We start from the raw sequence: 24,277 nt of genomic DNA, 5'->3' as shown, positions 1-24,277 counted from the left end.
TGAGCGGGTTGATAGGCCGGGGGTGGAAGTCTGGTAACAGGTGTTGAGCCGACCGGTACTAATAGACCGAGGACTTGACCTCACATGAACCACGCTTCACCAATCCACACGCCCCGCCTTTGGGTGGGGTGTGCGGCGGGATGCCCGGGATTGGTGCGCATGGCTTGGCGGTTGTCGTCGAAGCCGTGCGGTTGCCGCGAGACGTTTGCGTCCACTATGTGACTCTCGAACAGCAACCGGCTCCCGCTTGGGCGGGCTGTGTGGGTTGTGTGTTTGGTAGGGTTACGGCGGTTATAGCGGAAGGGAAACACCCGGTCACATTCCGAACCCGGTAGTTAAGCTTTCCAGCGCCGATGGTACTGCACTCGAAGGGGTGTGGGAGAGTAGGACGCCGCCGGACATCTTTATAGTGTGAAAGGCCCCTGGGCTGGGAGTTTCGATTCCTGGCGTCCGGGGGCTTTCGCATGTCCGGGGGTGCTTGCCTGGTTCTGGTCGCTGGCGCGGGGAGGCAACACCCCGACGCATCCGCGTCGATAAGCCCGATGGGCAGGTGCGGTGAACCGTGCCGAACCTGGGCGTGTCGGGGCTTCGCCCGCCGCCGGGGTGGCACGGCGCGGGAGGGTTCGCCCGTCCCAAGACCGTGCCACCGCCCTCATCCACCCAGGTGGGTCACCAGGTGGATGGCGAAGTCAGCGCGGGAGGATGAGCAGGGCGTCGCCCACGGGGCGCTCGGCGCCGTCGGAGGGGGCGTTGATGACCTTGTTGTTGACGACCATCGTGCTGGAGCCGCCGCCGTCCAGGTTGATGGCGTTCCTGGCGCCGAGCCAGCGCATGAGCCGGGCGGCCTCGATCATGCTGGCGCCGACGGTGACGCCGGGCGCGCGGCCGTCGACGGTGGCGAGGATGAGGGTGCCGGACTTCGTCACGCCGGCGAGGGTGCGGGGGTGACGGCGCAGGATCATGTGGGTGGAGGCCATGCCGTCGGCGGCCGCGGTGATGTACTGCCTGCCGTTGCGGAGGATGCCGACGCCGCCGCCGAGGATGTGCGTGTTCGGCGTGAGGGCGATCCGCCTGCCGGTGCGCAGGTCCACGACCTTGGTGGAGATGCGCATCACGCGGCCCTGCCAGGCGACCGACCAGAGCCAGTCGGCGAAGGCGCCGGTGCCGTGCAGGACGCGGGTGCCGCGGGGCACCGCCCCGCCCGCCGTGCGGACCTTGACGATCGTGCCCTGGTCGTCGATGATCGCCTCCACGCCCTGGTCACGCGGGGTCTTGGTGCCGAGGTCCTCGGTGTAGAGGATTAGTTCCTCCTGCGCGGGGAGGCGGTTGACGCCGGTGACCCGCGCGGTCGAGCCGTCCGGCGCCTTCGCCATGACGACGGAGTCGAGCTCGGTGATGCGGGCGCTGCGGCCCCTCAGCACGATCGCGGTACGGCCGGGCACGGCCTCGCTGAGCAGCCTGCCGCCCACCACCGAGATGCCCGTCGGATCCCCCGAGTACGCCCGAGGCGCATGGATGCTGAAGAAGCCTCCGTTGACGGCGGCGACGGCCCCGGCTCGCTTGGCCATCGCGGAGGTCGTCTCCCGCTTGCCGGTGTAGCGGCCGAGGGTGGCCTGGTACGTCCCCCGGAACCGGCGAGGGTCGATCATGACGACCTGGACGTTCCAGGGGCCGGTGGTCTTGAAGCCGTCGTCGCCGAGATAGTCCACGCGAGAGGCGATCCCCGCCTCTTTGAGCTGCTTCACCACCTTCTCCGCCGCGGCCTTCTTCTTCAGCGGCCACAGCCCGACGCGCACCATGTGGGAGGTCGTGCCCGGGTAGTCGGCCACGCTCGGGCGCACGTACCGCTGGATGCCCGGCGTCAGGCCCGCGGCCTCCACCGCGGCCGCCGTCTCGACCGCCGCCTGCGCCGAACCGGAGTCCTTGCCGTTGATGAGCACCGTCACCGTGTAGCCGTCGGTGGAGGAGCCATGCCGCAAGGTGAACAGGTCGACGCCGGGAAAGGCGCTTTTGTGCTTGGACTTGGGCACGCCGGGCACGCCGAGCGGGAACTCGCTCGCAGGCAGGCGCCGATTCGCCGCATCGGATATGCCGGCCGTGACGGTGGTGGCCGCGGCCTCGGCGGTGCCGAAGACGGCGAGCGGAACCGTGAGGGTCAGAGCGCCACTTATCGCGACAAGAGGGCGTTTCATCGTTCTCCCAGTCGGTAACCGGCCTATCGATGAACCATCGTCCCGATGTCGCGCAGGGAAGGAGAGCGAAACGCCGGAAAGGCTATGAAGATGTGCTCAGAGTTTCCACGATCGGTGCCGATCGAGGCCCGCCGCCCGATGAATCAGACATTCTGCTCACTTTAGGGCGTAAATGGTAGGAATCGGTGCCCAGCCGGGGCCCGCGAACCTCGCGTTATCGGTTCTCGCGGCGGAACGACTCCAGCGCGAGCAGCGCCACGTGCAGGGAGAGGCAGGACTCGACGTCGTCGAGATCGATGTCGAGGATCCGCTCCAGGCGGTGAAGCCGATCGTAGAAGGCCGGGCGGGACAGGTGGGCCCGCTGGGCGGCCACCGCCTTGTTGCGGCCCGCGTCCAGGTAGACGCGCAGGATCCGGGTGAGGTCGCCGCCGCGCTGGGCGTCGTGGGCGAGCAGCGGTCCGAGCTCGCGTTCGGCGAAGGTCTGCAGCCGCGCGTCGTCGCGCAGCAGGTGCAGCAGCCCGCGCAGCCGCAGGTCGGGCAGCCGGTAGAAGGGCCGGTTGTCGGGTCGGCGTACGGCGACGTCGGCGACCTGCTCGGCCTCCAGGAAGCTGCGCCGTACGTCCCGGACGTCGTCGACGACCGAGCCGGCCGCGAGCACGAACCGGGTGGGGAACCCGGCGCGGAGCCGCTCGGAGACGTCATGCAGCGCCGCCTCGGCCCCGACGCGCGGCGGCAGCGGGAGCAGCACGCCGACGCGGCCCTGGTCGAGGGCCCCGACCAGGGCGGGCAGCTTCGCCTCGCGGCACGCCGCCGCGGTCGCCTCGGCCAGTTCGCCGAGCTGGGCCTGCCCGACGAGGGCGGCGTCCACGGGCTCGGTCGGGCACAGCACGATGCCCATGAGCTTGCGCCCGGTGAGCGGGACGCCGACGGCGCGGGCGCGGGCGGCGGCCTCGTCCGGGTCGGAGTAGGCGTGCGTGATGATGCTCGTGATGATCGTGCCGTGCGCCTGCCGTTCCAGGCTCTCCTGGTGGCGTTCGAGCAGGCGGCCGAGGGCGAGCGTGGTCGCCGCCCGTTCGGCCAGGACGATGTCGCGCGGGCTCGGCTCGCCGTCGCACAGCAGGATCAGCCGCCCCCAGTCCTGCCCGCGTGCGCCGACCATGCGGACCAGCCAGCCGGAGGCGGGGTCGTGGGCGGTGCGCTCGTTGAGCGAGACGGTGCGGGAGCGCGCCTCCCAGTTGGCGAGGACCGCACCGGTGTCGCGTCCGGCCGTGTCGCAGGCGAGCACCTGGTGGGCGAGGTTCTCCAGGATGACGGGCCGTCCGGAGAACCTGGCGACCTGGGCGAGCACCTGGGCGGGGGAGGCGCCCTCGACCGACAGCTCGGTGAAGACCCGGTGCAGTTGCTCCGAGGCCCGCAGCTCCTGCAGCTGGATGTCGATGATGCGGGCGTGCACCTGCTCGGTGATCTGCACGAACGGCGTCTCGCGGCTGAGCGTGATCAGCGGGAGCCCGTGTTCCTCGGCGGCCTTGATCACGGCGCGCGGAAGCTCCCGGACGAACCGGCGGCCGAGCTCGACGATGAGGCCCGAGGTGCCGACGCCGGCCAGATCGGCGATGTAGTCGGCGAGCTTGTCCGGCTCGCTCGGCAGGGCGACGCCGGTGGTGAGCACCAGCTCCCCGCCGCCGAGCAGGTGGGCGATGTCGCTGACCTCGCCCACGTGGACCCAGCGTACGGGCGCGTCGAGCCGGTCCCGCCCGGCCACGACCCGGGGGTCTCCGCGGCGCACGGCCTCCAGAGCAAGAACGTCGCGGACGGTCGGCAGCATGGCCATGAGCCTATTCGATCAGAATGTCAGTATGGTGCGATATTGCCAGGCACAGTGTAACTAACGTCACCACATAAACAGTATTTTTCGGACGGTCGGATCCACCGGCCGAAGCCTTCCGTAACCTCGGGCGCGTCGGCCACAGGTGAACGAGAGCGTGAACGAGAGCTACGACGACGAGCGAGCCGACCTTGCCCTTTTCCCCGATCTCCACCGCGGCCGCCGCGACGGGTGGTTTCGGACAAGCCGTCCTCGTCGATGAGAAGCCGAACTCGATACAGGCACCGCCAGGCCGCGCGCCGCGCAGCCGCCGTGACTCCGATCGAGCCGCCCCACCGCCCGCCGGTCTTCCCGTCAGAGCCGCGTCAACGCGTCAGCGGAACGCGCGACTCGCTGGCGCCGGTTCAGGGGCGCCAGCTCACCGGGGCAGCCGGGCCTCCAGGCCGTCGAGCATGCACACCAGGCCGAAGTCGAAGGACACCTGCCGCACCGTCGTCACATCCTCCGTGGCGAACTCATCGAGGACGATGAGCAGCGTCGCGAACTCGCCGCCGCCCCGCTCCACCTCGGTGCGGATGGCCTGGGTCCACTCCTGTTCGGACATGCCCTCTTTGAGCATGGTGTTACGCCAGGCCACCTCGGGGAGGGTGGTGCCCAACGTGTACGCGCCGACCGCGGCGATGGCGTAGTCGAGGTCCTTGCCTCGGAAACCGGCCTGCCGGAACGCCTCGTACATTCGCTGGGCCGCCCGCATCGCGTTCGGCCCCGCGGCGGGCCGCACCCCGATCTGCTGCGCCACCCATGGATGCCGAAGGATCACTGCCCGTAGTCCGTAGGCGTACCTGGAGGCGATCTCGCGCCAGTGCGTGGGTTCTCCGTACGGGCCGTCGAACAGCGCGGCCACCTCGCCGAGGATCTCGTCGACGGCCAGTTGCAGCAGCTCGTCCTTGCTGGCGACCCACCAGTAGATGCTGGTGGCCCCCGACGCCAGGCGCGCGGCGAGTCGGCGCATGCTCAGCGCGTCGAGTCCTTCGGCGTCCAGCAACGCGATCGCCTCGCGCACGATCTGCTCCCGGCTCAGCCCGGGCTGGCCGCGCCCGCGCTTCGCGGCGGCCTCCCGCGTCCACACCGAGGTGAACCGTCGCTGTCCAGGTCCGTCGTCCTTGTCCATTACGCCTAAGGATAAATGGCCTCGCACACCGTTCGACTTTCCCGTACAGTGTGCGAGTCAATCGCACACTGTACGGGAGGCCCCTCTTGAGCAAACAGACCACGCCACCGAGCGAGCGTTACGACGAGGAGCTCCCCGGGGACCCGGACCCCGCGACCACGGCGGCGCCGCATCCCCGGCGCTGGTGGATCCTTCTCGTGCTCTGCCTGAGCCTGCTCGTCCTGGTGGTCGACAACACCGTGCTGAACCTGGCGATCCCGTCGCTCATGCGCGACCTCGGCGCCTCGCCGTCGGACGTGCAGTGGGTGATCGACGCCTACGTCCTGGTCTTCGCCGGCCTGCTGCTCACCTCCGGCGGCCTCTCCGACCGGTTCGGCCGGCGGCGCATGCTCGTCATCGGCCTGACCGTGTTCGGCGCGGCCTCGCTGCTGGCCACGCTCGCCCAGGAGCCCTGGCACCTCGTCGCGGGGCGGGCGCTGATGGGCGTGGGCGGGGCGCTGGTGATGCCGAGCACCCTGTCGATCCTCATCACGGTCTTCGACGAAAGCGAGCGGCGCAAGGCGATCGCCGCGTGGAGCGCCGTGGCGATGGTGGGCGTGATCGCCGGGCCGATGCTCGGCGGGTTCCTGCTCGACAACTACTACTGGGGCTCGGTGTTCCTGATCAACGTGCCGATCGCGGTCGTCGCCGTGATCGCGGCGATCACGCTGATGCCCGAGTCCAAGGGGCCCGCCCGGGGGCTCGACCCGGTCGGCGTGCTGCTGTCGATCACGGGCATGACCGCGCTGGTGTGGGTGATCGTCAACGGGCCGGTGCACGGCTGGACCGCCAACGGGGTGCCGGTCGCGGCCGTGGTGGCGGCGGTGGCGCTGGTCGCGTTCGTGTGGTGGGAGGCGCGCGTGCCGCAGCCGATGGTGCCGCTGGGCCTGTTCCGGAACCGCTCGTTCAGCGGGGCGTGCTTCTCGGTGGTGCTGCTGTCGTTCGGCGCGGGCGCGCTGCTGCTCGCCCTCACCCAGTATCTGCAGTTCGTCCTGGGGTACGACGTGCTCACCGCCGGGCTGGCGCTGCTGCCGTACGCGGTGGCGGCGGCGTTGTTCAACGCGGTCGGCGCGGGCCTGGGGCAGCGGGTGAGCAACCGCACGCTGATCGTCGTCGGCCTGGCGATCATGGCGGGGGCCTTCGCCATGCTGGCGACGCTGGAGGTGTCCGACGGGTACGGCACGCTCATCACCGCGTTGCTGATCATGGGGGTCGGCGGCGGTCTGGCCGGTCCGGCCGCGTACACGACGCTGATGGGCGCGGTGCCGCCCGAGCACGCGGGCGTGGGCTCGGCGCTCAACGACACCGTGCAGCAGGTCGGCCTGGCGCTCAGCATCGCGGTCCTGGGCAGCGTGCTCGCCGGCGTCTACACCGCCTCGATGCCGCCGTCCGCCCCCGCGGCCGCCCGCGCCTCGATCGCCCAGGGGGTGGCGACCGGCGACGCCGCGCTGGCCCGCGCGGCGAAGTCGGCCTTCCTGGAGGCGATGTCGGTGGGCGCCTACGTCGGCATCGGTTTCACGCTGGCGGCGGCGGTGGTCGCACTCGCCGTCCTTCGTGCGCCCAGTACGCCCATTAGTCCTGACAAAACGACATAACGACAACCAGCGAAAGTAATTTCAACATGTAATTCACATCGGCCACTTCCGGACATGGTGACGGCGGGACAGGTGAGGCGAAAAACGGGATACTTGCAGCATGCCGGACCTTCTTGCGCGCCATCGAGCCGTCATCCCCAACTGGGTCGCCCTCTACTACGACGAACCCATCGAGATCGTCCGCGGCGAGGGAAACCGGGTCTACGACGCGGCGGGCCGCGGCTACCTTGACTTCTTCGCGGGCATCCTCACCAACATGATCGGGTACGGTGTGCCCGAGGTGCGCGAGGCCGTGGAGCGCCAGCTCGCCAGCGGCGTCGTGCACACCAGCACGCTGTACCTGATCAGCGGCCAGGTCGAGCTCGCCGAGAAGATCGCCCGGCTGTCCGGCATCCCGGACGCGAAGGTGTTCTTCACCAACTCCGGCACCGAGGCGAACGAGACCGCCCTGCTCGCCGCCACCTGCGCCCGCGGCTCGGACCAGATCCTCGCCCTGCGGCAGAGCTACCACGGCCGCAGCTTCGGCGCGATCGCCGTCACCGGCAACCGGAGCTGGAAGAACAGCTCCTACTCGCCGTTCAACGTGCACTACCTGCACGGCACCGACCGGCATTTGGCGCAGTTCAGCGACCTGCCGGACGCCGACTACATCCGGGTGTGCGTCGAGGACCTGCGCCACGTGCTCGGCACCGCCGTCGCCGGGAACGTCGCCGCGCTGATCGCCGAGCCGATCCAGGGCGTCGGCGGTTTCACGATGCCCCCGGACGGGCTGCTCGCCGCCTACAAGGAGGTGCTGGACGAGCAGGGCATCCTGCTCATCTCCGACGAGGTGCAGACCGGCTGGGGGCGCACCGGCTCGGCGTTCTTCGGCATCCAGAACCACGGCGTGACCCCGGACATGATGACCTTCGCCAAGGGCCTCGGCAACGGCTTCGCCGTCGGCGGCGTGGTCGCCCGGGGCGAGCTGCTCGACGGGTTGCCCGCGGCGGGCGTGTCCACCTTCGGCGGCAACCCGATCGCGATGGCCGCCGCCAACGCCACCCTCGACTACGTCATCGAGCACGACCTGCAGGCCAACGCCGCCCGCCTCGGCGACCTGATCATCGGCGGTCTGCGGGAGGCCGCCGCCCGGCTGCCGATCGTCTCCGACGTACGCGGCAAGGGCCTGATGTTCGCCATCGAGCTGAGCGACCCGGCGACCGGCGAACGCTCCCCGGCGCTCGCGAACCGCTTCATGGAGGAGACCAGGCGGCGCGGCCTGCTCGTCGGCAAGGGCGGCCTGTACGGCAACGCCCTGCGCATGGCGCCCCCGCTCACCCTCACCGAGGCCGAGGCCAAGGAGGGCCTGGGCATCATCGTGGACGCCCTTGAGACGATGAGCGAGCAAGCGGCATGAAGCACGTGACGCACTGGATCGGCGGCCGGGCCGTCGCGGGGGCGGGCCGTACGGGGGAGATCTTCGACCCGGCCACCGGTGAGGTCGCCGGGCGGGTCGATCTCGCCACCGCCGCCGAGGTGGACGCGGCGGTCGCCGCGGCCGTGGCCGCGTTCCCCGGCTGGCGGGACGCCTCGCTCGCCAAGCGCACCCAGGTGCTGTTCCGCTTCCGCGAGCTGGTGGACCGCAACCGCGACGAGCTGGCCCGCCTGATCAGCGCCGAGCACGGCAAGGTGCACTCCGACGCGCTCGGCGAGGTGGCCCGCGGCCTGGAGGTCGTCGAGTTCGCCTGCGGCATCCCGCACCTGCTCAAGGGCGGCTTCTCCGAGAACGTCTCCACCCGCGTCGACTCCTACTCGATCCGGCAGCCGCTGGGCGTGGTGGCCGGGATCACGCCGTTCAACTTCCCGGCGATGGTGCCGATGTGGATGTTCCCGATCGCGATCGCCTGCGGGAACGCCTTCGTGCTCAAGCCGTCGGAGAAGGACCCGTCGGCGTCGCTGCTCCTGGCCGAGCTGTGGCGGGAGGCGGGGCTGCCGGACGGCGTGTTCGGCGTCGTGCAGGGCGACAAGGAGGCCGTGGACCGGCTGCTTGCGCACCCGGACGTGCGGGCGGTCTCGTTCGTCGGCTCGACCCCGATCGCCCGGTACGTCTACGAGACCGGGACCGCGCACGGCAAGCGGGTGCAGGCGCTCGGCGGCGCGAAGAACCACATGCTCGTGCTCCCCGACGCCGACCTGGACCTCGCCGCCGACTCCGCGGTGTCGGCCGGGTTCGGCTCGGCCGGCGAGCGGTGCATGGCGATCTCGGTCGTGCTCGCGGTGGACCCGATCGGCGACGAGCTCGTCGACAAGATTGTCTCCAGGGTGGCGGAGCTGACCGTCGGCCCCGGCGACGACCCCAAGTCGCAGATGGGCCCGCTGGTCACCGGCGCGCATCGGGACAAGGTCGCCTCCTACCTGGACCTCGGCGTCGCGGAGGGCGCGAAGCTGGTCGTGGACGGCCGCCGCACCCCGGTCGCGGGCGGCACGCAGGCGCGGGACACCCCGGGCTTCTGGCTCGGGCCCACCGTGCTCGACCACGTCCCGCCGGGCTCCCGCGTGCACCGCGAGGAGATCTTCGGCCCGGTGCTGTCGATCGTGCGGGTGCCGTCATACGAGGAGGGCGTGCGGCTGATCAACGAGGGCGAGTACGGCAACGGCACGGCCGTGTTCACCAACGACGGCGGCGCCGCCCGGCGCTTCCAGAACGAGGTCGAGGTCGGCATGATCGGCATCAACGTGCCGATCCCGGTGCCGATGGCGTACTACAGCTTCGGCGGATGGAAGGCCTCGCTCTTCGGCGACACGCACATGCACGGCACCGAGGGCGTGCACTTCTACACGCGCGGCAAGGTCGTCACCTCGCGCTGGCTGGACCCCTCGCACGGCGGCGTGAACCTGGGCTTTCCCACCAACCGATGACCTGCCCGGGCCGATAGGCTCCTCCCGGAACCGGGAGGTGACGCATGGCAGGGGTGAGGCGCGCGACAGTGGCTCTCGTGGCTCTCGCGGCGGCTGCGGCGGCTGCGGCGGGTCTGACGCCGGCGGGCGCGACCACGACCGGCGCGACGGCCGGGGCGTCCGCGAGGGTGGACCCCTCGCCGTCCGGCACGCCCGCCGCGACGCCGAGCGCGAGCCCCACCCCGACGGCGCTGGGCCGAAGCGAGGCCGAGGTGAGCGTGCTCGCGCTGCGCGGCCACGCCGAGTACGGCGGCGTCGATCCCCTGGTCAACTGGGTGAGCGACTTCGAGCGGAAGACCGGCTGCCGGGTGCGGCTCACCTCCGCCGACCGCGGCGAGGACCTGGACAAGAAGCTCGCCGCGGGCTCCTTCGACGTGATCTCCGCCCCGCCCGAGGTGGCCGGGCGGCTGATCGCCGAGCGGAAGGCGGCGCCGCTCACCACCTCGCTCATCCCGCACTACCGTGACCTGCCCGGGTTCCTGCGCGAGCTGCCCGGGCTGACCTCGCAGGGCCGCGTGTACGGCGTGCCGTACCTGTGGGCCTACCACCAGGTCGCCTACGACCGGACCCGGTACCGCAGGGGCGAGGAGCCGCGCAACGCCGGGGCGTTGTTCCGCGAGCCCGGCCCGGTGATGCTGCACGACAACCCGCTGACGATCGCCGACGCCGCCCTCGCGCTCACCGGCGACCTGCGCCCGGACGACCCGTTCCACCTCACGCCCGCGCAGCTCGACGCCGCCGTGGCGCTGCTCAGCGGGCGCGCGGGAGAGGACAGGTCCTACTGGCGCGACTCGCTCGACGTGATCGCGGGCTTCGCGACCGGAGACCTGGGCCTGGCGCAGGCGCTGCCGTACCAGGTGGACGTGCTCGCCCGGGCCGGCAAGCCGGTGCGCGCCGTGACGAAGGGGCGCACCACCGGCTGGGCGGACGCGTGGGTGATCTCGGCGAACGCCGCCGCGCCCAACTGCGCGTACCGGTGGGTCGGCCACATGATCTCCCGGGACGTGCAGCGCGACGTGGCGGCCTGGACGGGCCTGGCCCCGGCGAACCCCAAGGCGTGCACCGGCCGGACGCGCCGCGTCTGCGACGCCTACCGCGTGACCGATCGCGGCCTGGCCGACCGCGTCGCCTTCGCCGTACGGCCCGCCAAGGACTGCGGCGACGGCCGCGCCGAGTGCACCGACTACACCGAATGGGACAGACGCTGGCGGGAGATCGTGAGGTGACGCGCTCCCGGCCCCCAGGACGGCCATGCGGGACGGCCATGCGGGACGGCTCAGGGCACCGGCAGGCTCACCGCCATGCGGCGGGACCGGTGGCCGTCGGGGGCGCGTGGCGGCAGGGGGGCGAGGGCCTCGGCGCAGTCGGCGCAGGCGTGGATGATCGTGTCGTCCGGCAGCCGCCCGGCGCGCACGCGCGGGCGCGGCCACCTACGGTGGCACACCACGCAGGCGTCGCCGTCGCGCTGTGCCAGGGTCAGCTCCTGGGGGTCGAACGTCACCAAGGGCGCCCTCGACCTCGCTTGCCTGCCCATACCTCTCCAATGATCTCCAGCTTGTCCCGAACCGTTATAACCCCGTAACACGTTGTGATCGACTGTTCTGCTGTCAAGCGGCGGTTAAATCACGGGCATGATGCTCGCCGTATAACCCACAAATGGGGCATCCAGCGCAAGCCGGATGCCCCATCTCGGTAGCTGTAAACCGGAACAACGGCGTAGGAACCCCTATCTGACCGTGTCATCCCTGGTCAGCGGGCCGATCACAAGGCCGAGAACGCCCCCTCCAGGATCGACAGCCCTTCGTCGAGAAGGTGGTCGGGCATCACCAGGGGCGGCAGGAACCGCAGCACGTTGCCGTACGTGCCGGCCGTGAGCACCAGCAGGCCCTCGGCGTGGCAGCGCCGCACCACCTCCGCGGTCGTGGCGGCGTCGGGCTCCTTGGTGCCGGGCCGTACCAGCTCGATCGCGGTCATCGCCCCCCGGCCGCGCACGTCGCCGATCACCGGATGCCGCTCGGCCAGCGCCCGCAGCCGGGGCAGCATGACCTCGCCGATGCGCCGGGCGCGCTCCACCAGCCCGTCGGCCTCGATCGTCTCCAGCACGGCGAGCGCCGCCTCGCACGCCAGCGGGTTGCCGCCGTACGTGCCGCCGAGGCCGCCCGGGTGCACGCGGTCCATCAGCTCGGCCCTGCCCGTCACCGCCGCGAGCGGCAGCCCGCCCGCGATGCCCTTCGCCGTGGTGACGATGTCCGGCACGATGCCCTCGTCCTCGCACGCGAACAGGTGCCCGGTGCGCGCGAACCCCGTCTGCACCTCGTCGGCGATCAGCACGATGCCGTTGTCCCGGCAGAACTCCGCGATCCGCGGCAGGAAGCCGCGGGCCGGCACCACGAAGCCGCCCTCGCCCTGGATCGGCTCGAACAGCACGGCCGCGACGTTCTCCGCCCCGACCTGCTTGACGATCATGTCGATCGCCTGCGCCGCCGCCTCCTCCGCGCAGTTCTCCGGCCCGGTCGGCCAGCGGAACGGGTACGCCATCGGCATCCGGTACACCTCCGGCGCGAACGGCCCGAACCGGTGCTTGTACGGCAGGTTCTTCGCGGTGAGCGTCATCGTCAGCAGCGTGCGCCCGTGGTAGGCGTGGTCGAACACCACCACCGCCTGCCGCCCTGTGGCGTGCCGCGCCACCTTCACCGCGTTCTCCACCGCCTCGGCGCCGCTGTTCACCAGGAACGTGCGCTTGTCGTGGTCGCCCGGCGTGATCCGGTTGAGCGCCTCGCAGACCGCCACGTACGACTCGTACGGCGTGACCATGAAACAGGTGTGGGTGAAGTCGGCCACCTGCCGCCGCACCCGCTCCACCACGCGCGGCGCCGCGTTCCCGACGCTCGTCACCGCGATGCCCGAGCCGAAGTCGATCAGGGAGTTGCCGTCCGCGTCCACCACCACCCCGCCTCCGGCGCGGGTGACGAACACCGGCAGGATGGTACCGACGCCCTGCGGGACGGCGGCCTGCTTGCGCGCGAGCAGCTCACGCGAACGCGGGCCGGGGATCTCGGTGACGACGCGGCGCTCCTGCGGCAGGTCAGGCCCGCCGTGCGCGGCGTCGTCGCGGTCGTGCGGTGGGTTCTGGGAAACGGCGGCGACTGTGTTCATGGGGGGGCTCGTGAGGGGGCTCGTGGGGTGGCTCATGAGGTGACGGTACGGCGCAGGACCGGCCCTGCCGATGCTGCACTATGGCACAATGGCGCCATAGCTTCTGTACAGGATGGACAACTTCGGACCTATCGGGAACGGGGACGCCCCATGGCTCCGAGCCTGCGCAGGGTGGTGGCCATGGCGCCGCTGCGCTTACGTGTGCTGGCGGCGAACGGCGAGCTCGACCGGCCGGTGCGCTGGGTGGCCGTCAGCGAGCTTGAGGACCCCACCCCGTTCCTGGAGGGCGGCGAGCTCGTGCTCACCACCGGGATGCGGCTGGGCGCCTACGACGCCGGGCCGTACATCTCCCGCCTGGTCGCCATGGGCGCGGCCGGGCTCGGCTTCGGCGTCGGGCTCAGCCACGACGAGGTGCCCGAGGCGTACGTGCGCGTCGCCGAGAGCCGGGGGCTGCCGCTCATCGAGGTGCACCGCGAGACGCCGTTCATCGCGATCGGCAAGGCGGTCAGCGAGCTGCTCGCCGCCGAGCAGTACGAGGAGCTGAGCCGGGCCTTCGCCGCGCAGGGGCGGCTGACACGGGCGGCGCTGCAGCCCGAGGGCATGCACGCGATCGTCGACCGGCTCGCCAAGGAGATCGATGGCTGGGCGCTGCTGCTCGACGAGGCGGGCGGCGTGCTGCACTCGGCCGGGGCGGGCGCGCGGCGGCGGGCCCGCGGCCTGCTGCCCGAGCTGGAGCGGCTGCGCGCCACCGGCGCCCCGGCGAGCCTGTCGTCGTCCACCCCGGACGAGCACGTGATCGTGCAGCCGCTCGGCGACCACCGGCGGGTGCGCGGGTTCTTCGCGGTCGGCTGCGAGCGGCCGTTCTCCCCGCTCGCGCACACGGTCGTGAACGCGGCAGGGTCGCTGCTGACGCTCGCCCTGGAGCAGAGCCGCGGCCGGCTCGCGGCCGAGGCGCGGGTGCGCACGGCGGTGCTGCGGCTGCTGCTCGCCGGGGAGCGGGAGGCGGCCGAGGACGTGCTCGGCCGCGACCTGCCCCGCGACCCCGTCGTCGTGCTGGCCTGCCGCGCCGAGGACCCCGAGACGCTCGCCGAGGCGCTGCCCGGGTTCACCGCGCCGTGGCGGGGCATGGTGGTGGCCCTCGTGCCCGAGAGCCAGGCCGGCCGCGCCGCCACGGCCGCCGCCGAGCGGGGGAGGGCCGGGGTGAGCAACCCGGTGTCCCTCGCCGCCGTCGCCAGCGGCCTCGACCAGGCCGAGCGGGCGCTCGCGACGGCCGCGCCGCTCACCCGGTTCGCCGACCTCGCCGGCCAGGGGCTGCTGTCGCTGCTCGACCCCCAGGCCGCCGCCACCTACGCCGAGGCGCTGCTGACGCCGCTGCGCGAGTACGGCTCGCGCGCCGACCTGATCGAGTCGCTGCGCGCCTACCTCGCCACCAACGGCCACTGGGACGCCGCCGCCCAGCGCCTCGGCATCCACCGCCACACCCTGCGCTACCGTATCCGTAAGGTCGCCGAACTGCTCGACCGCGACCCCGACGACCCGGCCACCCGCGCCGAGCTGTGGGTCGCCCTCAGCATCGGCTCCGGCACCGCCTGATGTCCCCCGGTTAGGCCCGGTTAGGCCCGGTTAGGCCCGGTTAGGCCCTGTTGGACCCGGTTGGACGCGTGGCGGTCTCAGTCGCGCTTGGCGAGGAAGTACAGGATCGTGGCGCTGGTGACCAGCTCGTAGTTGCTGCCGTCGCGGAAGTGACCGGCGCGTTCGAGGCTGATCGCGCCCTGCGCGGCGGCCCACAGCGCGTCGGCGATCTTACGCGGCTGGGTGGGAACGAGGTAGCCCGCCGAGATGCAGTCGGCGATCACCCGGTCCAGGATGTTGAGGGCGGCGCGGGCGAGCGTGCGCGCCCGCTCGCTCGGCTCGAAGCCGGGGATCGCCTTCTCGAACATCAGGCTGTAGTAGGTCGGCTCGGCGAAGCACGCCTCCCGGTACGCCGGGCCGAGCGCGCTCAGGTACTCCAGCGGGTCGGGCCGTGGCGGCACCGCCTCTAATCGGCGGCGGAAGCGCTCGAAGCCTTCAAGATAGAGCGCTTCGGCCAAGCCCTCCTTGCTGCCGAACATCGTGTAGATCGTCGTGGTGGGGCAGTCGGCCTCGGCGGCGATGCGCCGCACGGTCAGACTCTCCGGGCCCGCGGTCGCCAGTAGTCGGCACGCGACGTCCAGTAGACGCGGCCGCAACTCATCGTGGGCGCTGCGCTGGCCCGGCGCTGTGGCACCCTGAAGACCGAGCGGCGCCGGCGAACCCATGAGCGACGTTGCCCTTCCCTTCGGGGGTCCTCGCGGCGGACCCGCAAGGTTGACCTAACCAGTCGGGTTAACGTTCAAACCGTCCCGCAGCCAAAATACTCGCAAATCCGGGGAAGTTCTGGTGCACGAATCTGAAAGCTGGGGAGTTGTTCGCCCTGGAGCAACACAAATCCCCTTCTGTACGAATTGGAGTGCATCGGGGGCGTCCCGCCCGGTTTAGCGTCGGGGGCATGGACGTGCGCCCCTTCTGGCTCGCCGGCCGCCCCGCGACCGGCGAGGCCGAGCTCACCGTGACCAATCCCTACGACGACCGCGTGGTCGGCGTGGCCTCCGTGCCGACGCCCGAGCAGGTCGAGCAGGCCGTCGCCGCCGCCGACGCGATCCGCCGCACCGCCGCCGCGCTGCCGGTCCACACCCGCGCCGAGGCCCTCGCGCATGTCTCGCGGCGGCTCGCCGAGCGCGCGGGCGAGGTGGCCGAGCTGATCCGCGCCGAGAACGGCAAGCCGATCCTGTGGGCCAGGGGCGAGGTGGCGCGGGCGGTGTCGACGTTCCGGTTCGCCGCCGAGGAGACCCGGCGCATCGGGGGCGAGATGCTGCGGCTGGACACCGACCCCGGCGGCGAGGGGCGGATGGCGTACGTGTCGCGGCAGCCGTACGGGCCGGTGCTGGGCGTGACGCCGTTCAACTTCCCGCTCAACCTGGTCGCGCACAAGGTCGCCCCCGCGATCGCCGTCGGCGCCCCCGTGATCGTCAAGCCGGCGCCCGCGACGCCGCTGTCGGCGCTGCTGCTCGGCGAGATCCTCGCCGAGACCGGCCTGCCCGAGGGTATGTTCTCGGTCCTGCCGGTGCCCAACGACCGGGCCGCCGCGCTCGTCGAGGACCCCCGGCTGCCGGTGGTGTCGTTCACCGGCTCCGCGCCGGTGGGGTTCGCGATCGCCGAGCGGGTGCCGCGCAAGCACGTCACCCTGGAACTGGGCGGAAACGCCGCGGCCGTGGTGCTCGCCGACGCCGACCTGGACTGGGCCGCCGCGCGGATCGCCCTCTTCTCCAACTACCAGGCCGGGCAGAGCTGCATCGCCGTGCAGCGGGTGCTGGTGGAGGACGCGGTCTACGACGACTTCGTCAGCCGCCTGGTGCCCGCCGTCGAGGCGCTCGTCACCGGCGACCCGTCGGACGAGAAGACCCAGGTCGGGCCGATGGTGAGCGTGGAGGCGGCCCAGCGGGTCGAGGCGTGGGTGAACGAGGCGGTCGCGGCGGGCGGGAAGCTGCTCGCCGGGGGCGGCCGGGAGGGCGCGACGTTCGCCCCCACGGTGCTCGCCGACGTGCCGGACGACGCCAAGGTCTGCCGCGAGGAGGTGTTCGGCCCGGTGCTGACGCTGCGCCGCGTCGCCTCGGCCGACGAGGCCTTCGCCGTGGTCAACGACTCGGCGTACGGCCTGCAGGCGGGGGTGTTCACCCGGGACGTCGCCACCGCCTTCCGGGCGGCGAAGGAGCTGGAGGTCGGCGGGGTGGTCATCGGCGACGTGCCGAGCTACCGGGCCGACCAGATGCCCTACGGCGGCATCAAGGACTCCGGCGTCGGGCGTGAGGGACTGCGCTCGGCGATGGAGGACTACACCTACCCGAGGACGACGGTCTTCACCGGTCTCACGCTGTAGACCCGCCCGCTCGCGGTGGCCGGGGGACGGCGAAGAACGGGCCGGGCCCGCCCGGGACAGCGGGCGGGCCCGGCCCGGGCACGCCGAGGACGGCGTGGGTTGACCTGGGCGCGGCCGGGAACGGCGCGATCGCCCAGGGTGGCCCAGGGTGGCCCAGGGTGGCCCAGGGTGGCCCAGGGTGGCGTGGATGGTCATGCCTTTTCGGCGATGGCGTGCAGGCGTCTGACGGTGTCGTCGAAGTACGGGCCGTACATGGTGTGGCGGTCATTGCTGTACTTGAAGCTGCTCACCGAGGTGATCGTGCCCACGCCGGCGGCGGGGTTGAAGCCGGACAGCCACGGCCCGCCGCTGGCCCCGGCGGTCAGGTCGCAGCGGAGCCCCTGGCCCCGGGTCTGCCGGTTGGGGTCGTCGCGCAGCGGGCCCGCGCAGTACATCAGGTCCCGACCGGAGTACGGCGGATCGGCCGGGAAGCCGAAACCGTAGGCGTAGGCTCCGCGAGGCGTGTTGAACGCGATCGGCTGCGCGCCGACCACGTCGGCCAGGTGCCGTCCGCCGACGGGGTTGACCGCGACCATGGCCACGTCGTGGTCGTCGTCGGCGCCCCGGGACCACTGCGCGGTGACGAAGGCGCGCCGCGCCGTGAAGGCCCCGAACGGGCGGCGTCCCCCGTCGTAGCCGGGCACGAAGGTCCAGTTGCGCGCCCACGCCCCGATGCCGTCCTTGACGCAGTGCGCGGCCGTGACCACCAGGTCGCGGTTGGCCGCGCGCACCGAGCTGGCCGAGCAGACGAAGTCGCGGCCGTTCAGGGTGAGGAACACCCGGCCGGTCGTCGCGCCCACCGTGCCCGGGGCGGCCGGGCGGCGACGCCCGGCGGCGATCCACCGGGCGCCGCTGGTCGCGGTGACCGGGCCCGCCGCCTGGTGCCGCCGCGTCGCGGGCGACAGCAGACCGTCGAGCCCGCCGATCAGGCCGAGCGGGTCGATCGGGTCGATCGGGACGGCCCCGGCCATGCGGCCGGGCGTCCAGTAGGCGAGGATCCGGCGTTGCTCGGCGGCGTCGAGCGCGGCGGTGTACTGCACGATGCCGTGATGAGGGCCGGGGTGAGACACGGGGTGAGGGCCAAGGTGGGGGCCGGGATGATCGTCTCCACGCGCGTGCGCCGGGCCGGTGCGGACGATCGGGGTCGGGCCGGCCGGGACCGGTCCGGCCACGACGGCGGCGAGGCAGACGGCGGCCATCAGGGGGAGGCTCGGGGTCATGCCTCCCGAGTGTGGACTACAAGTCGTGCTCTTGCCGCTACTTTCCGTAAATCGCCGATGGGGGGTGGAGGCTTCGGCGAACGATCAGGTGATCGGCTGTGATCGGCTGGGCTCGGCCGTCGTCGGTCGATACGGCCTATTGGGCGCCCTGGGCCTGGGCGGCGGCGAACACGGCCTGCGCCTCCTGACCGAAGAACGGGCCGTACATGGTGTTGGGGTCGAAGTTGTACTTGAAGCTGTTCACCGAGTTGACGACCCCGGCGCCGGTCCGCTCGTTGAAGGCGAGGAACCACGGACCGCCGCTCGACCCGCCGGTCATGATGCAGCCGAGCCCGAGGTCGTTGGACGAGATGTCGTCGTCCTTCGCACGGCCCGCGCAGAAGATCAGACTGCTGCCGTCGAACGGCTGCGCGGCCGGGTAGCCGAAGGAGTACATCTGCTGGCGGCGGGCCTGGTTGAAGGCGATGCCCTGGCCGCCGACGACGTCGACGAGGTTGCGCCCGTTCAGGGGGGCCACCACCGCGGCGCCGACGTCGAAGTTCAGGTCCTCGTTGGCGTTCCACTGCGGGGTGGTGAACAGGTTGGTCGCGACCCACGTGCCGAAGGGCCGGTTGCCGTTGTTGAAGCCGGGCACGAAGACCCAGTTGGTGTGGAAGCGCCCGCCCGACTTCACGCAGTGCCCGGCGGTGATCACGACGCTGCGGTTCGCGCTGGTGACGGCGGTGCCCGAGCAGGAGGCGGTGCGGGCGCGGCCGTTCTCGTTAAGCGTGAAGAACACGCGTCCGGCGGTCGTGGCGATCGCGCCGGTCCCCGGCCACAGCGCTCCCTTCGTAACGCGGTTGGAGTTGCCGATGGCCTGCCGTCCGAGGGTGGGGGCGAAGGCGGACGGCTGCCCGACGGTGGCGGACGAGCCGTTCGACCGGCTGTTCGACCTGCCGGTGCTGTTCGACACGCCCGACGCGGTGAGCACGATGTCGAACGGCTGTGCCCCCATCAGGCGCGAGCGGTTCCAGTAGGTCCGGACCGTCTGCTGCTTGGCCCAGGTGTTCGCGGCGTTCCACCTGACGTAGCGGGAGTCGGGGTCCGTCTGGGCGGCCGTGGAGGTCACCGCGCTCGTTCCGGCGGCGGTTCTGGCGGTGCTGTCGGCGTTCGCCGCGGGCAGCATCATGCCGGCCACGCTGAGCGGGATCACTCCCAGGATGGCGAGACGTCGTGCGGTTGCGTGCATTCGTACCTCCGTGAGCGGGTGTCCCTGTCGCGGGAAGGTAGTTGGGGGTTGACTGAGCTTTCTGCTCATCTGTCAAGTTGGATATGGCGTGATTTAGGCATGGATGGTGTGAAGCCTCCTGAGTCACAGGCGTCAATCCGAGGCCGGCCCGATGGCGACCCGGGGAACGGGCGGGGAAGAATCGGAGCGCGGGCGGCGCGGGAGAGCGCGAACCGATAGGCTCGGACATGTGTTTGAATGGTTACGCGGCGTCGTGTCATGGGTCCTGGCGTGGGTCCTGGCATAGGCCGTCGCGTGGGTTGTGGCATGGGTCGTGGCATGGCCGGAGACGTGGTGGAAGGCGCGGGGGGAGAGCTGCCGTCCGCCCGTCCGGGCGTCCGGCGACCCGCCCGCGAGGGCGACCGGCGACGCCCGGAGCCCGGGGACGGTGAACGCGCGTCGAGCGGGTGTGCGACGCTCTCTCCGGAAAACGGGGGAGTCACGACGAACGAGGCGGTGACAGACGATCCGGTGACGAAGGAGCCCTTGTCGAGTGAGGTCCTGCCGAATGAGGTCCTGCAGCGTGAGGTCCTGCGGAATAAGGTCCTGGAGGGTGCGCCCATGAGCGGGGAACCCGCCCGCGAGCGCGCGGACCGTGCGCCGAGGTCCGTCGCCCTGCTCGGATCGACCGGGTCGATCGGCACCCAGGCGCTGGACGTCGTCGCGCGCAACCGGGACCGGTTCCGCGTGGTCGCCCTGGCCGCCGGGGGCGGCCGCATCGAGCTGCTCGCGCGGCAGGTGGCGGAGTTCGGGCCCGAGGTGGTGGCGGTGGCGGATCCCGCGGCGGTCCCCGCGCTGCGTGAGGCGCTCGCCGGGCGGCCGGTGAAGATCCTCGCTGGCCCGGAGGGGGTGGCGGAGGCCGCCGCGTGGCCGTGCGACGTGGTCCTCAACGGCGTCACCGGCGCGCTCGGCCTCACCTCGACGCTCGCCGCCCTGGAGGCCGGGCGGGTGCTCGCGCTGGCCAATAAGGAGTCGCTGATCATCGGCGGGCCGCTGGTGAAGCGGCTGGCCCGGCCCGGCCGGCTGCTGCCGGTCGACTCCGAGCACTCGGCCCTCGCCCAGTGCCTGTGGGCCGCCGGGCCGTACGGGCCGGACGACAGGCGGGTGCGGCGGCTGGTGGTGACGGCGAGCGGCGGGCCGTTCCGGGGACGTAACCGTGCGGAACTGGCGGAGGTGACGCCGAAGCAGGCGCTCGCGCACCCGACATGGTCCATGGGACCGACGATCACCATCAACTCCGCCACGTTGGTCAACAAGGGCCTTGAGGTGATTGAGGCCCATCTGCTGTTTGACATCGAATACGCCCGGATTTCGGTCATGGTTCATCCGCAATCCGTCGTTCACTCGATGGTGGAGTACACCGACGGCTCGACCATCGCCCAGGCGAGCCCGCCGGACATGCGGCTGCCGATCGCCCTCGCCCTCGGCTGGCCCGAGCGCGTCCCCGGCGCGGCGCCCGCCGTGGACTGGACCCGGGCCCACACCTGGACCTTCGACCCCCTCGACGACGAGGCGTTCCCCGCCGTCGCCCTCGCCCGCTCGGCCGGAGAGTCCGGCGGCACCGCCCCGGCCGTCTACAACGCCGCCAACGAGGTGTGCGTCGAGGCGTTCCTGCAGGGCAGGCTCCCGTTCACCGGCATCGTCGACACCATCGCCAGCGTCGTCGGCGAGCACGACGTCCTGCCCGCCTCCTCCGTCGAGGAGGTCCTCGCCGCCGACGAATGGGCCCGGGCCCGGGCCCGGGAGCTGACGGCATGAGGTTCTGGCCTGATCGGCCTGCGGGCTTGCCTAGACTGGTGCCGCAGCGCTCGCCGCTGACATCGCCCATCCACCCAAGAGGCAGCAATGACTTCTGTTGATCTCGGCATCCCCACCGTGCGCAACCGACCGCTCGCCGAACGCAGGCGATCGCGGCAGATCATGGTGGGGCCGGTGGCGGTCGGCGGGGACGCGCCGGTGTCGGTGCAGTCGATGACGACGACGGTGACCGCCGACGTCAACGCCACCCTGCAGCAGATCGCCGAGCTGACCGCGGCCGGCTGCCAGATCGTCCGGGTGGCCGTCCCCTCGCAGGATGACGCCGACGCGCTTCCGATCATCGCGAAGAAGTCGCAGATCCCGGTCATCGCGGACATTCACTTCCAGCCCAAGTACGTCTTCGCCGCCATCGACGCCGGGTGCGCGGCGGTCCGCGTCAACCCGGGCAACATCAAGAAATTCGACGACAAGGTCGGCGAGATCGCCAAGGCCGCCTCGGCGGCCGGGGTGCCGATCCGCATCGGCGTCAACGCCGGGTCGCTGGACGAGCGCCTCATGGCCAAGTACGGCTCGGCCACCCCGCAGGCGCTGGTCGAGTCCGCCCTGTGGGAGTGCTCGCTGTTCGAGGAGCACGGCTTCCGCGACATCAAGATCTCGGTCAAGCACCACGACCCCGTGGTGATGATCGCCGCGTACCGCCTGCTCGCCGCCCAGTGCGACTATCCGCTGCACCTCGGCGTCACCGAGGCCGGCCCCGCGTTCCAGGGCACGATCAAGTCCGCGGTGGCGTTCGGCGCGCTGCTCGCCGAGGGCATCGGGGACACCATCCGCGTGTCGCTGTCGGCCCCGCCGGTGGAGGAGGTCAAGGTCGGCACCGCCATCCTGGAGTCGCTGAACCTGCGCGAGCGCGGCCTGGAGATCGTCTCCTGTCCCTCGTGCGGCCGGGCCCAGGTGGACGTCTACACGCTCGCCGAGCAGGTGCAGGCGGGCCTGGCCGGGCTGCCGATCCCGCTGCGGGTGGCGGTCATGGGCTGCGTGGTCAACGGCCCCGGCGAGGCGCGCGAGGCCGACCTCGGCGTGGCCTCCGGCAACGGCAAGGGCCAGATCTTCGTCCAGGGCAAGGTCATCAAGACCGTGCCGGAGTCGCAGATCGTCGAGACCCTCATCGAAGAGGCGCTCGCCCTCGCCGAGCGCATGGGCATCGACGTGGACCCGGACGCCGTGGGCGACGACGCGCCCGCCCCCGAGGTGATCGTCCGCTGACCCCGAGGGCCGGGGGGTGATCCCCGCGGCCCGGCATCCGTGCTTCGACCGGCCGTGCCCTTGTCCGTGCCCGCGTGCCGGGCTCGGCCGTGTCGCATTCATGCCGCGGTAAGTAATTCGTTGACTACACTTTGGCAACCTCGGAGCTGACCGTCGGTAATCGCACCGTCACATAGGAGAACATCGTCTCTGCCATCGATCGGGAGCAGAGAGGACGTGACGGTGAAGCGGGTCATCGGGATAGCGACGGGGGCCGCCGTGCTGGCGGCCGGCCTGGGCTGGGCGGAGGGCGCGACCGCCGAGACGGAGCGGGCCGCGGCGAAACAGGGGGGTGCGGCGGCCGTTCAGTGGGGGCCGTGCGAGAAGTCCGGCGATCAGGAGGTCTCGGCCAAGGCCGAGTGCGCCACGGTGGAGGTGCCGCTCGACTACGCCCACCCGACCGGGCGGAAGCTGCGGCTCGCCATCAACCGGATCAAGGCCGCCAAGCCGCGCGGCTCCGGCCACCTCGGGGTGCTGCTCGTCAACCCGGGCGGTCCGGGCGCGTCGGGACGTGAGCTCGCCACCTACGTGGCCGAGCACCTGCCCGCCCAGGTCGCGGCCCGGTACGACGTCATCGGGTTCGACCCGCGCGGCGTCGGCGGCAGCCGTCCGGCGCTCACGTGCGTGGACCCGGTCCGCTACTACAAGCCGCCCCGGCTGGACAACGTGCCGCGGGACCGCAACGACGAGGCGGGGCTGCTGGCCCGCGCACGGCAGTACGCCGAGGGCTGCGCCGCCCGCTGGCGGTGGCTGCTGCCGCACATGACCACCGAGAACAGCGCCCGCGACATGGACGCCATCCGGCACGCCCTCCGCGAGCCCCGGATCAACTACCTGGGCTACTCCTACGGCACCTATCTCGGGGCCGTGTACGCCACCATGTTCCCCGGCCGGGTCCGGCGCATGGTGCTCGACAGCGTGGTCGACCCCGAGGGGGTGTGGTACGACAACAACCTCGCCCAGGACCACGCCTTCGAGCGCCGCCATCGCGACTTCATGGCCTGGATCGCCGAGCACGACGCCGTCTACCGGCTCGGCCGTACGGCGGAGCGGACCACCGCGGCCTGGTACGCCATGCGCGAGCGGCTGCGCACCCACCCGGCCAAGGGCGTCGTCGGCCCCAGCGAGCTCGACGACATGTTCACCGTGGCCGGCTACTCGGACGCGGCCTGGCCCAAACTCGCCCGCGCGTTCTCGGCGTACTCCCGCCACGGCGAGCCCGGCAGGCTGGTGCGGGCCTTCAAGCGGTTCGTCCGCAACGGCACGGCCGAGGCCGAGAACGGCTACGCCGTCTACCTCGGCGTGGAGTGCCGGGACGCGGCCTGGCCCCGCGACTGGGCGGTCTGGCGGGCCGACAGCCACCGGGTGAGCGCCTCCGCCCGCTTCCTCACCTGGGCGAACGCCTGGTACAACGCGCCGTGCGCGTTCTGGCCGGTGCGCGGCGGCACGCCGATGAAGGTGGGCTCGGCGAAACTGCCGCCGATCATGCTCGTCCAGTCGCGGCGGGACGCGGCCACGCCGTACGCGGGGGCGGTGCGCATGCGCAGGCTGTTCCCCACCTCCCGGCTGCTGACCGTGGGCGGCGGCAACCACGGGGTGGTGCTCAACGGCAACGCCTGCGCCGACCGCCGCCTGACCTTCTACCTGCTGGGAGGCGCGCTGCCGCCCGAGCGGGGGAAGGGCGCGACCTGCGCGCGCCCGCCCGAGCCGGTCCCGTCCGGCCGCGGCGAGGAGGCCGCGTCGTCCGGGCGTGCGGCCCGGATCGGTCTGCCTTTCCACCTGTAGAGGTCATTCCTGTAAAAATGCGGGTGGTCGCGTAGG

Annotated in this window: 17 protein-coding genes and 1 rRNA gene; 10 read left to right on the top strand and 8 right to left on the bottom strand. The window is 71.8% G+C overall.

The window, feature by feature from the left end; translation table 11 throughout:
• The first annotated feature begins 283 nt into the window (after window positions 1–283).
• Window positions 284–400, top strand: a 5S ribosomal RNA gene (rrf, locus tag AB0K60_RS33405).
• Between the two features lie 289 nt (window positions 401–689).
• Here rrf and AB0K60_RS33400 read toward each other — a convergent pair.
• The 3 genes from AB0K60_RS33400 to AB0K60_RS33390 form a co-directional block, all read right to left on the bottom strand.
• Window positions 690–2,192, bottom strand: a complete 1,503-nt coding sequence (locus tag AB0K60_RS33400; protein WP_364064384.1) for a phosphodiester glycosidase family protein — start codon at window positions 2,190–2,192, stop codon at window positions 690–692.
• 214 nt (window positions 2,193–2,406) lie between these two features.
• A complete protein-coding gene (locus tag AB0K60_RS33395; RefSeq protein ID WP_364064401.1) occupies window positions 2,407–4,017 on the bottom strand; it encodes a PucR family transcriptional regulator in 1,611 nt (536 codons plus the stop codon).
• 418 nt (window positions 4,018–4,435) lie between these two features.
• Window positions 4,436–5,188 carry a TetR/AcrR family transcriptional regulator gene (locus AB0K60_RS33390; RefSeq protein WP_364064381.1) on the bottom strand — a complete coding sequence of 251 codons (753 nt, stop codon included), beginning with the start codon at window positions 5,186–5,188 and terminating at the stop codon, window positions 4,436–4,438.
• Window positions 5,189–5,274: 86 nt separating this feature from the next.
• On the opposite strand from AB0K60_RS33390, the gene AB0K60_RS33385 reads away from it, so the two are divergent.
• The 4 genes from AB0K60_RS33385 to AB0K60_RS33370 all read left to right on the top strand — a co-directional run bounded on the left by AB0K60_RS33385 (window position 5,275) and on the right by AB0K60_RS33370 (window position 10,985).
• The gene (locus tag AB0K60_RS33385; RefSeq protein ID WP_364064379.1) at window positions 5,275–6,822 is read left to right on the top strand and encodes an MFS transporter; all 1,548 of its coding nucleotides are present in this window, start codon (window positions 5,275–5,277) and stop codon (window positions 6,820–6,822) included.
• Window positions 6,823–6,922: 100 nt separating this feature from the next.
• The gene (locus AB0K60_RS33380) at window positions 6,923–8,218 is read left to right on the top strand and encodes an aspartate aminotransferase family protein (RefSeq protein ID WP_364064376.1); all 1,296 of its coding nucleotides are present in this window, start codon (window positions 6,923–6,925) and stop codon (window positions 8,216–8,218) included.
• A complete protein-coding gene (locus AB0K60_RS33375) occupies window positions 8,215–9,720 on the top strand; it encodes a CoA-acylating methylmalonate-semialdehyde dehydrogenase (RefSeq protein ID WP_364064373.1) in 1,506 nt (501 codons plus the stop codon). The genes AB0K60_RS33380 and AB0K60_RS33375 overlap by 4 nt, the downstream gene beginning before the upstream one ends.
• A 77-nt stretch (window positions 9,721–9,797) precedes the next feature.
• Window positions 9,798–10,985, top strand: coding sequence for an extracellular solute-binding protein (locus AB0K60_RS33370; RefSeq protein WP_364064370.1), 1,188 nt, complete (start codon window positions 9,798–9,800; stop codon window positions 10,983–10,985).
• Between the two features lie 50 nt (window positions 10,986–11,035).
• Here the strand turns inward: AB0K60_RS33370 and AB0K60_RS33365 are convergent, their stop codons facing one another.
• Window positions 11,036–11,293 (bottom strand): hypothetical protein, encoded by a 258-nt coding sequence (locus tag AB0K60_RS33365; RefSeq protein WP_364064367.1) that lies wholly within the window; start codon window positions 11,291–11,293, stop codon window positions 11,036–11,038.
• Between the two features lie 227 nt (window positions 11,294–11,520).
• Window positions 11,521–12,915, bottom strand: a complete 1,395-nt coding sequence (gene gabT, locus AB0K60_RS33360; RefSeq protein ID WP_364064364.1) for a 4-aminobutyrate--2-oxoglutarate transaminase — start codon at window positions 12,913–12,915, stop codon at window positions 11,521–11,523.
• Window positions 12,916–13,065: 150 nt separating this feature from the next.
• On the opposite strand from gabT, the gene AB0K60_RS33355 reads away from it, so the two are divergent.
• Entirely contained in the window at window positions 13,066–14,508 is a 1,443-nt protein-coding gene (locus AB0K60_RS33355; RefSeq protein WP_364064361.1) for a PucR family transcriptional regulator, read from the top strand.
• A gap of 77 nt (window positions 14,509–14,585) precedes the next feature.
• On the opposite strand, the gene AB0K60_RS33350 is transcribed toward AB0K60_RS33355, so the two are convergent.
• A complete protein-coding gene (locus AB0K60_RS33350) occupies window positions 14,586–15,212 on the bottom strand; it encodes a TetR/AcrR family transcriptional regulator (RefSeq protein WP_364064358.1) in 627 nt (208 codons plus the stop codon).
• 230 nt (window positions 15,213–15,442) lie between these two features.
• On the opposite strand from AB0K60_RS33350, the gene AB0K60_RS33345 reads away from it, so the two are divergent.
• Entirely contained in the window at window positions 15,443–16,870 is a 1,428-nt protein-coding gene (locus tag AB0K60_RS33345; protein WP_364064355.1) for an aldehyde dehydrogenase family protein, read from the top strand.
• 191 nt (window positions 16,871–17,061) lie between these two features.
• Here AB0K60_RS33345 and AB0K60_RS33340 read toward each other — a convergent pair whose 3' ends face one another.
• The gene (locus AB0K60_RS33340) at window positions 17,062–18,129 is read right to left on the bottom strand and encodes a trypsin-like peptidase domain-containing protein (protein ID WP_364064353.1); all 1,068 of its coding nucleotides are present in this window, start codon (window positions 18,127–18,129) and stop codon (window positions 17,062–17,064) included.
• A 136-nt stretch (window positions 18,130–18,265) separates the two neighbouring features.
• Entirely contained in the window at window positions 18,266–19,357 is a 1,092-nt protein-coding gene (locus AB0K60_RS33335; protein ID WP_364064350.1) for a peptidase, read from the bottom strand.
• 600 nt (window positions 19,358–19,957) lie between these two features.
• On the opposite strand from AB0K60_RS33335, the gene dxr reads away from it, so the two are divergent.
• From dxr to AB0K60_RS33320, 3 genes are all read left to right on the top strand, one after another.
• Complete coding sequence (gene dxr / locus AB0K60_RS33330; RefSeq protein WP_364064348.1) at window positions 19,958–21,154, top strand: 1-deoxy-D-xylulose-5-phosphate reductoisomerase; 1,197 nt, start codon at window positions 19,958–19,960, stop codon at window positions 21,152–21,154.
• Between the two features lie 87 nt (window positions 21,155–21,241).
• Window positions 21,242–22,417: a flavodoxin-dependent (E)-4-hydroxy-3-methylbut-2-enyl-diphosphate synthase gene (ispG, locus tag AB0K60_RS33325; RefSeq protein WP_364064345.1), complete on the top strand. Its 1,176-nt coding sequence runs from the start codon at window positions 21,242–21,244 to the stop codon at window positions 22,415–22,417.
• Window positions 22,418–22,639: 222 nt separating this feature from the next.
• On the top strand, window positions 22,640–24,241 hold the full coding sequence (locus tag AB0K60_RS33320) for an alpha/beta hydrolase (RefSeq protein WP_364064343.1): 1,602 nt from the start codon (window positions 22,640–22,642) through the stop codon (window positions 24,239–24,241).
• Window positions 24,242–24,277: the final 36 nt, after the last annotated feature.

This window comes from Thermopolyspora sp. NPDC052614 (assembly GCF_040678635.1).
In the GTDB taxonomy this organism is placed as follows: Bacteria; Actinomycetota; Actinomycetes; order Streptosporangiales; family Streptosporangiaceae; genus Thermopolyspora.
This window is presented reverse-complemented; position numbering and strand designations above follow the sequence as displayed.

Excerpts from the sequence above, each read along its gene's own strand:
- AB0K60_RS33340 (WP_364064353.1), bottom strand. The coding sequence starts at position 18,129 with ATGACCCCGAGCCTCCCCCTGATGGCCGCCGTCTGCCTCGCCGCCGTC.
- AB0K60_RS33350 (WP_364064358.1), bottom strand. The coding sequence starts at position 15,212 with ATGGGTTCGCCGGCGCCGCTCGGTCTTCAGGGTGCCACAGCGCCGGGC.
- AB0K60_RS33375 (WP_364064373.1), top strand. The coding sequence starts at position 8,215 with ATGAAGCACGTGACGCACTGGATCGGCGGCCGGGCCGTCGCGGGGGCG.
- AB0K60_RS33395 (WP_364064401.1), bottom strand. The coding sequence starts at position 4,017 with ATGCTGCCGACCGTCCGCGACGTTCTTGCTCTGGAGGCCGTGCGCCGC.
- AB0K60_RS33335 (WP_364064350.1), bottom strand. The coding sequence starts at position 19,357 with ATGCACGCAACCGCACGACGTCTCGCCATCCTGGGAGTGATCCCGCTC.
- ispG (WP_364064345.1), top strand. The coding sequence starts at position 21,242 with ATGACTTCTGTTGATCTCGGCATCCCCACCGTGCGCAACCGACCGCTC.
- AB0K60_RS33390 (WP_364064381.1), bottom strand. The coding sequence starts at position 5,188 with ATGGACAAGGACGACGGACCTGGACAGCGACGGTTCACCTCGGTGTGG.
- AB0K60_RS33400 (WP_364064384.1), bottom strand. The coding sequence starts at position 2,192 with ATGAAACGCCCTCTTGTCGCGATAAGTGGCGCTCTGACCCTCACGGTT.
- AB0K60_RS33345 (WP_364064355.1), top strand. The coding sequence starts at position 15,443 with ATGGACGTGCGCCCCTTCTGGCTCGCCGGCCGCCCCGCGACCGGCGAG.
- dxr (WP_364064348.1), top strand. The coding sequence starts at position 19,958 with ATGAGCGGGGAACCCGCCCGCGAGCGCGCGGACCGTGCGCCGAGGTCC.
- gabT (WP_364064364.1), bottom strand. The coding sequence starts at position 12,915 with ATGAACACAGTCGCCGCCGTTTCCCAGAACCCACCGCACGACCGCGAC.
- AB0K60_RS33355 (WP_364064361.1), top strand. The coding sequence starts at position 13,066 with ATGGCTCCGAGCCTGCGCAGGGTGGTGGCCATGGCGCCGCTGCGCTTA.
- AB0K60_RS33365 (WP_364064367.1), bottom strand. The coding sequence starts at position 11,293 with ATGGGCAGGCAAGCGAGGTCGAGGGCGCCCTTGGTGACGTTCGACCCC.
- AB0K60_RS33380 (WP_364064376.1), top strand. The coding sequence starts at position 6,923 with ATGCCGGACCTTCTTGCGCGCCATCGAGCCGTCATCCCCAACTGGGTC.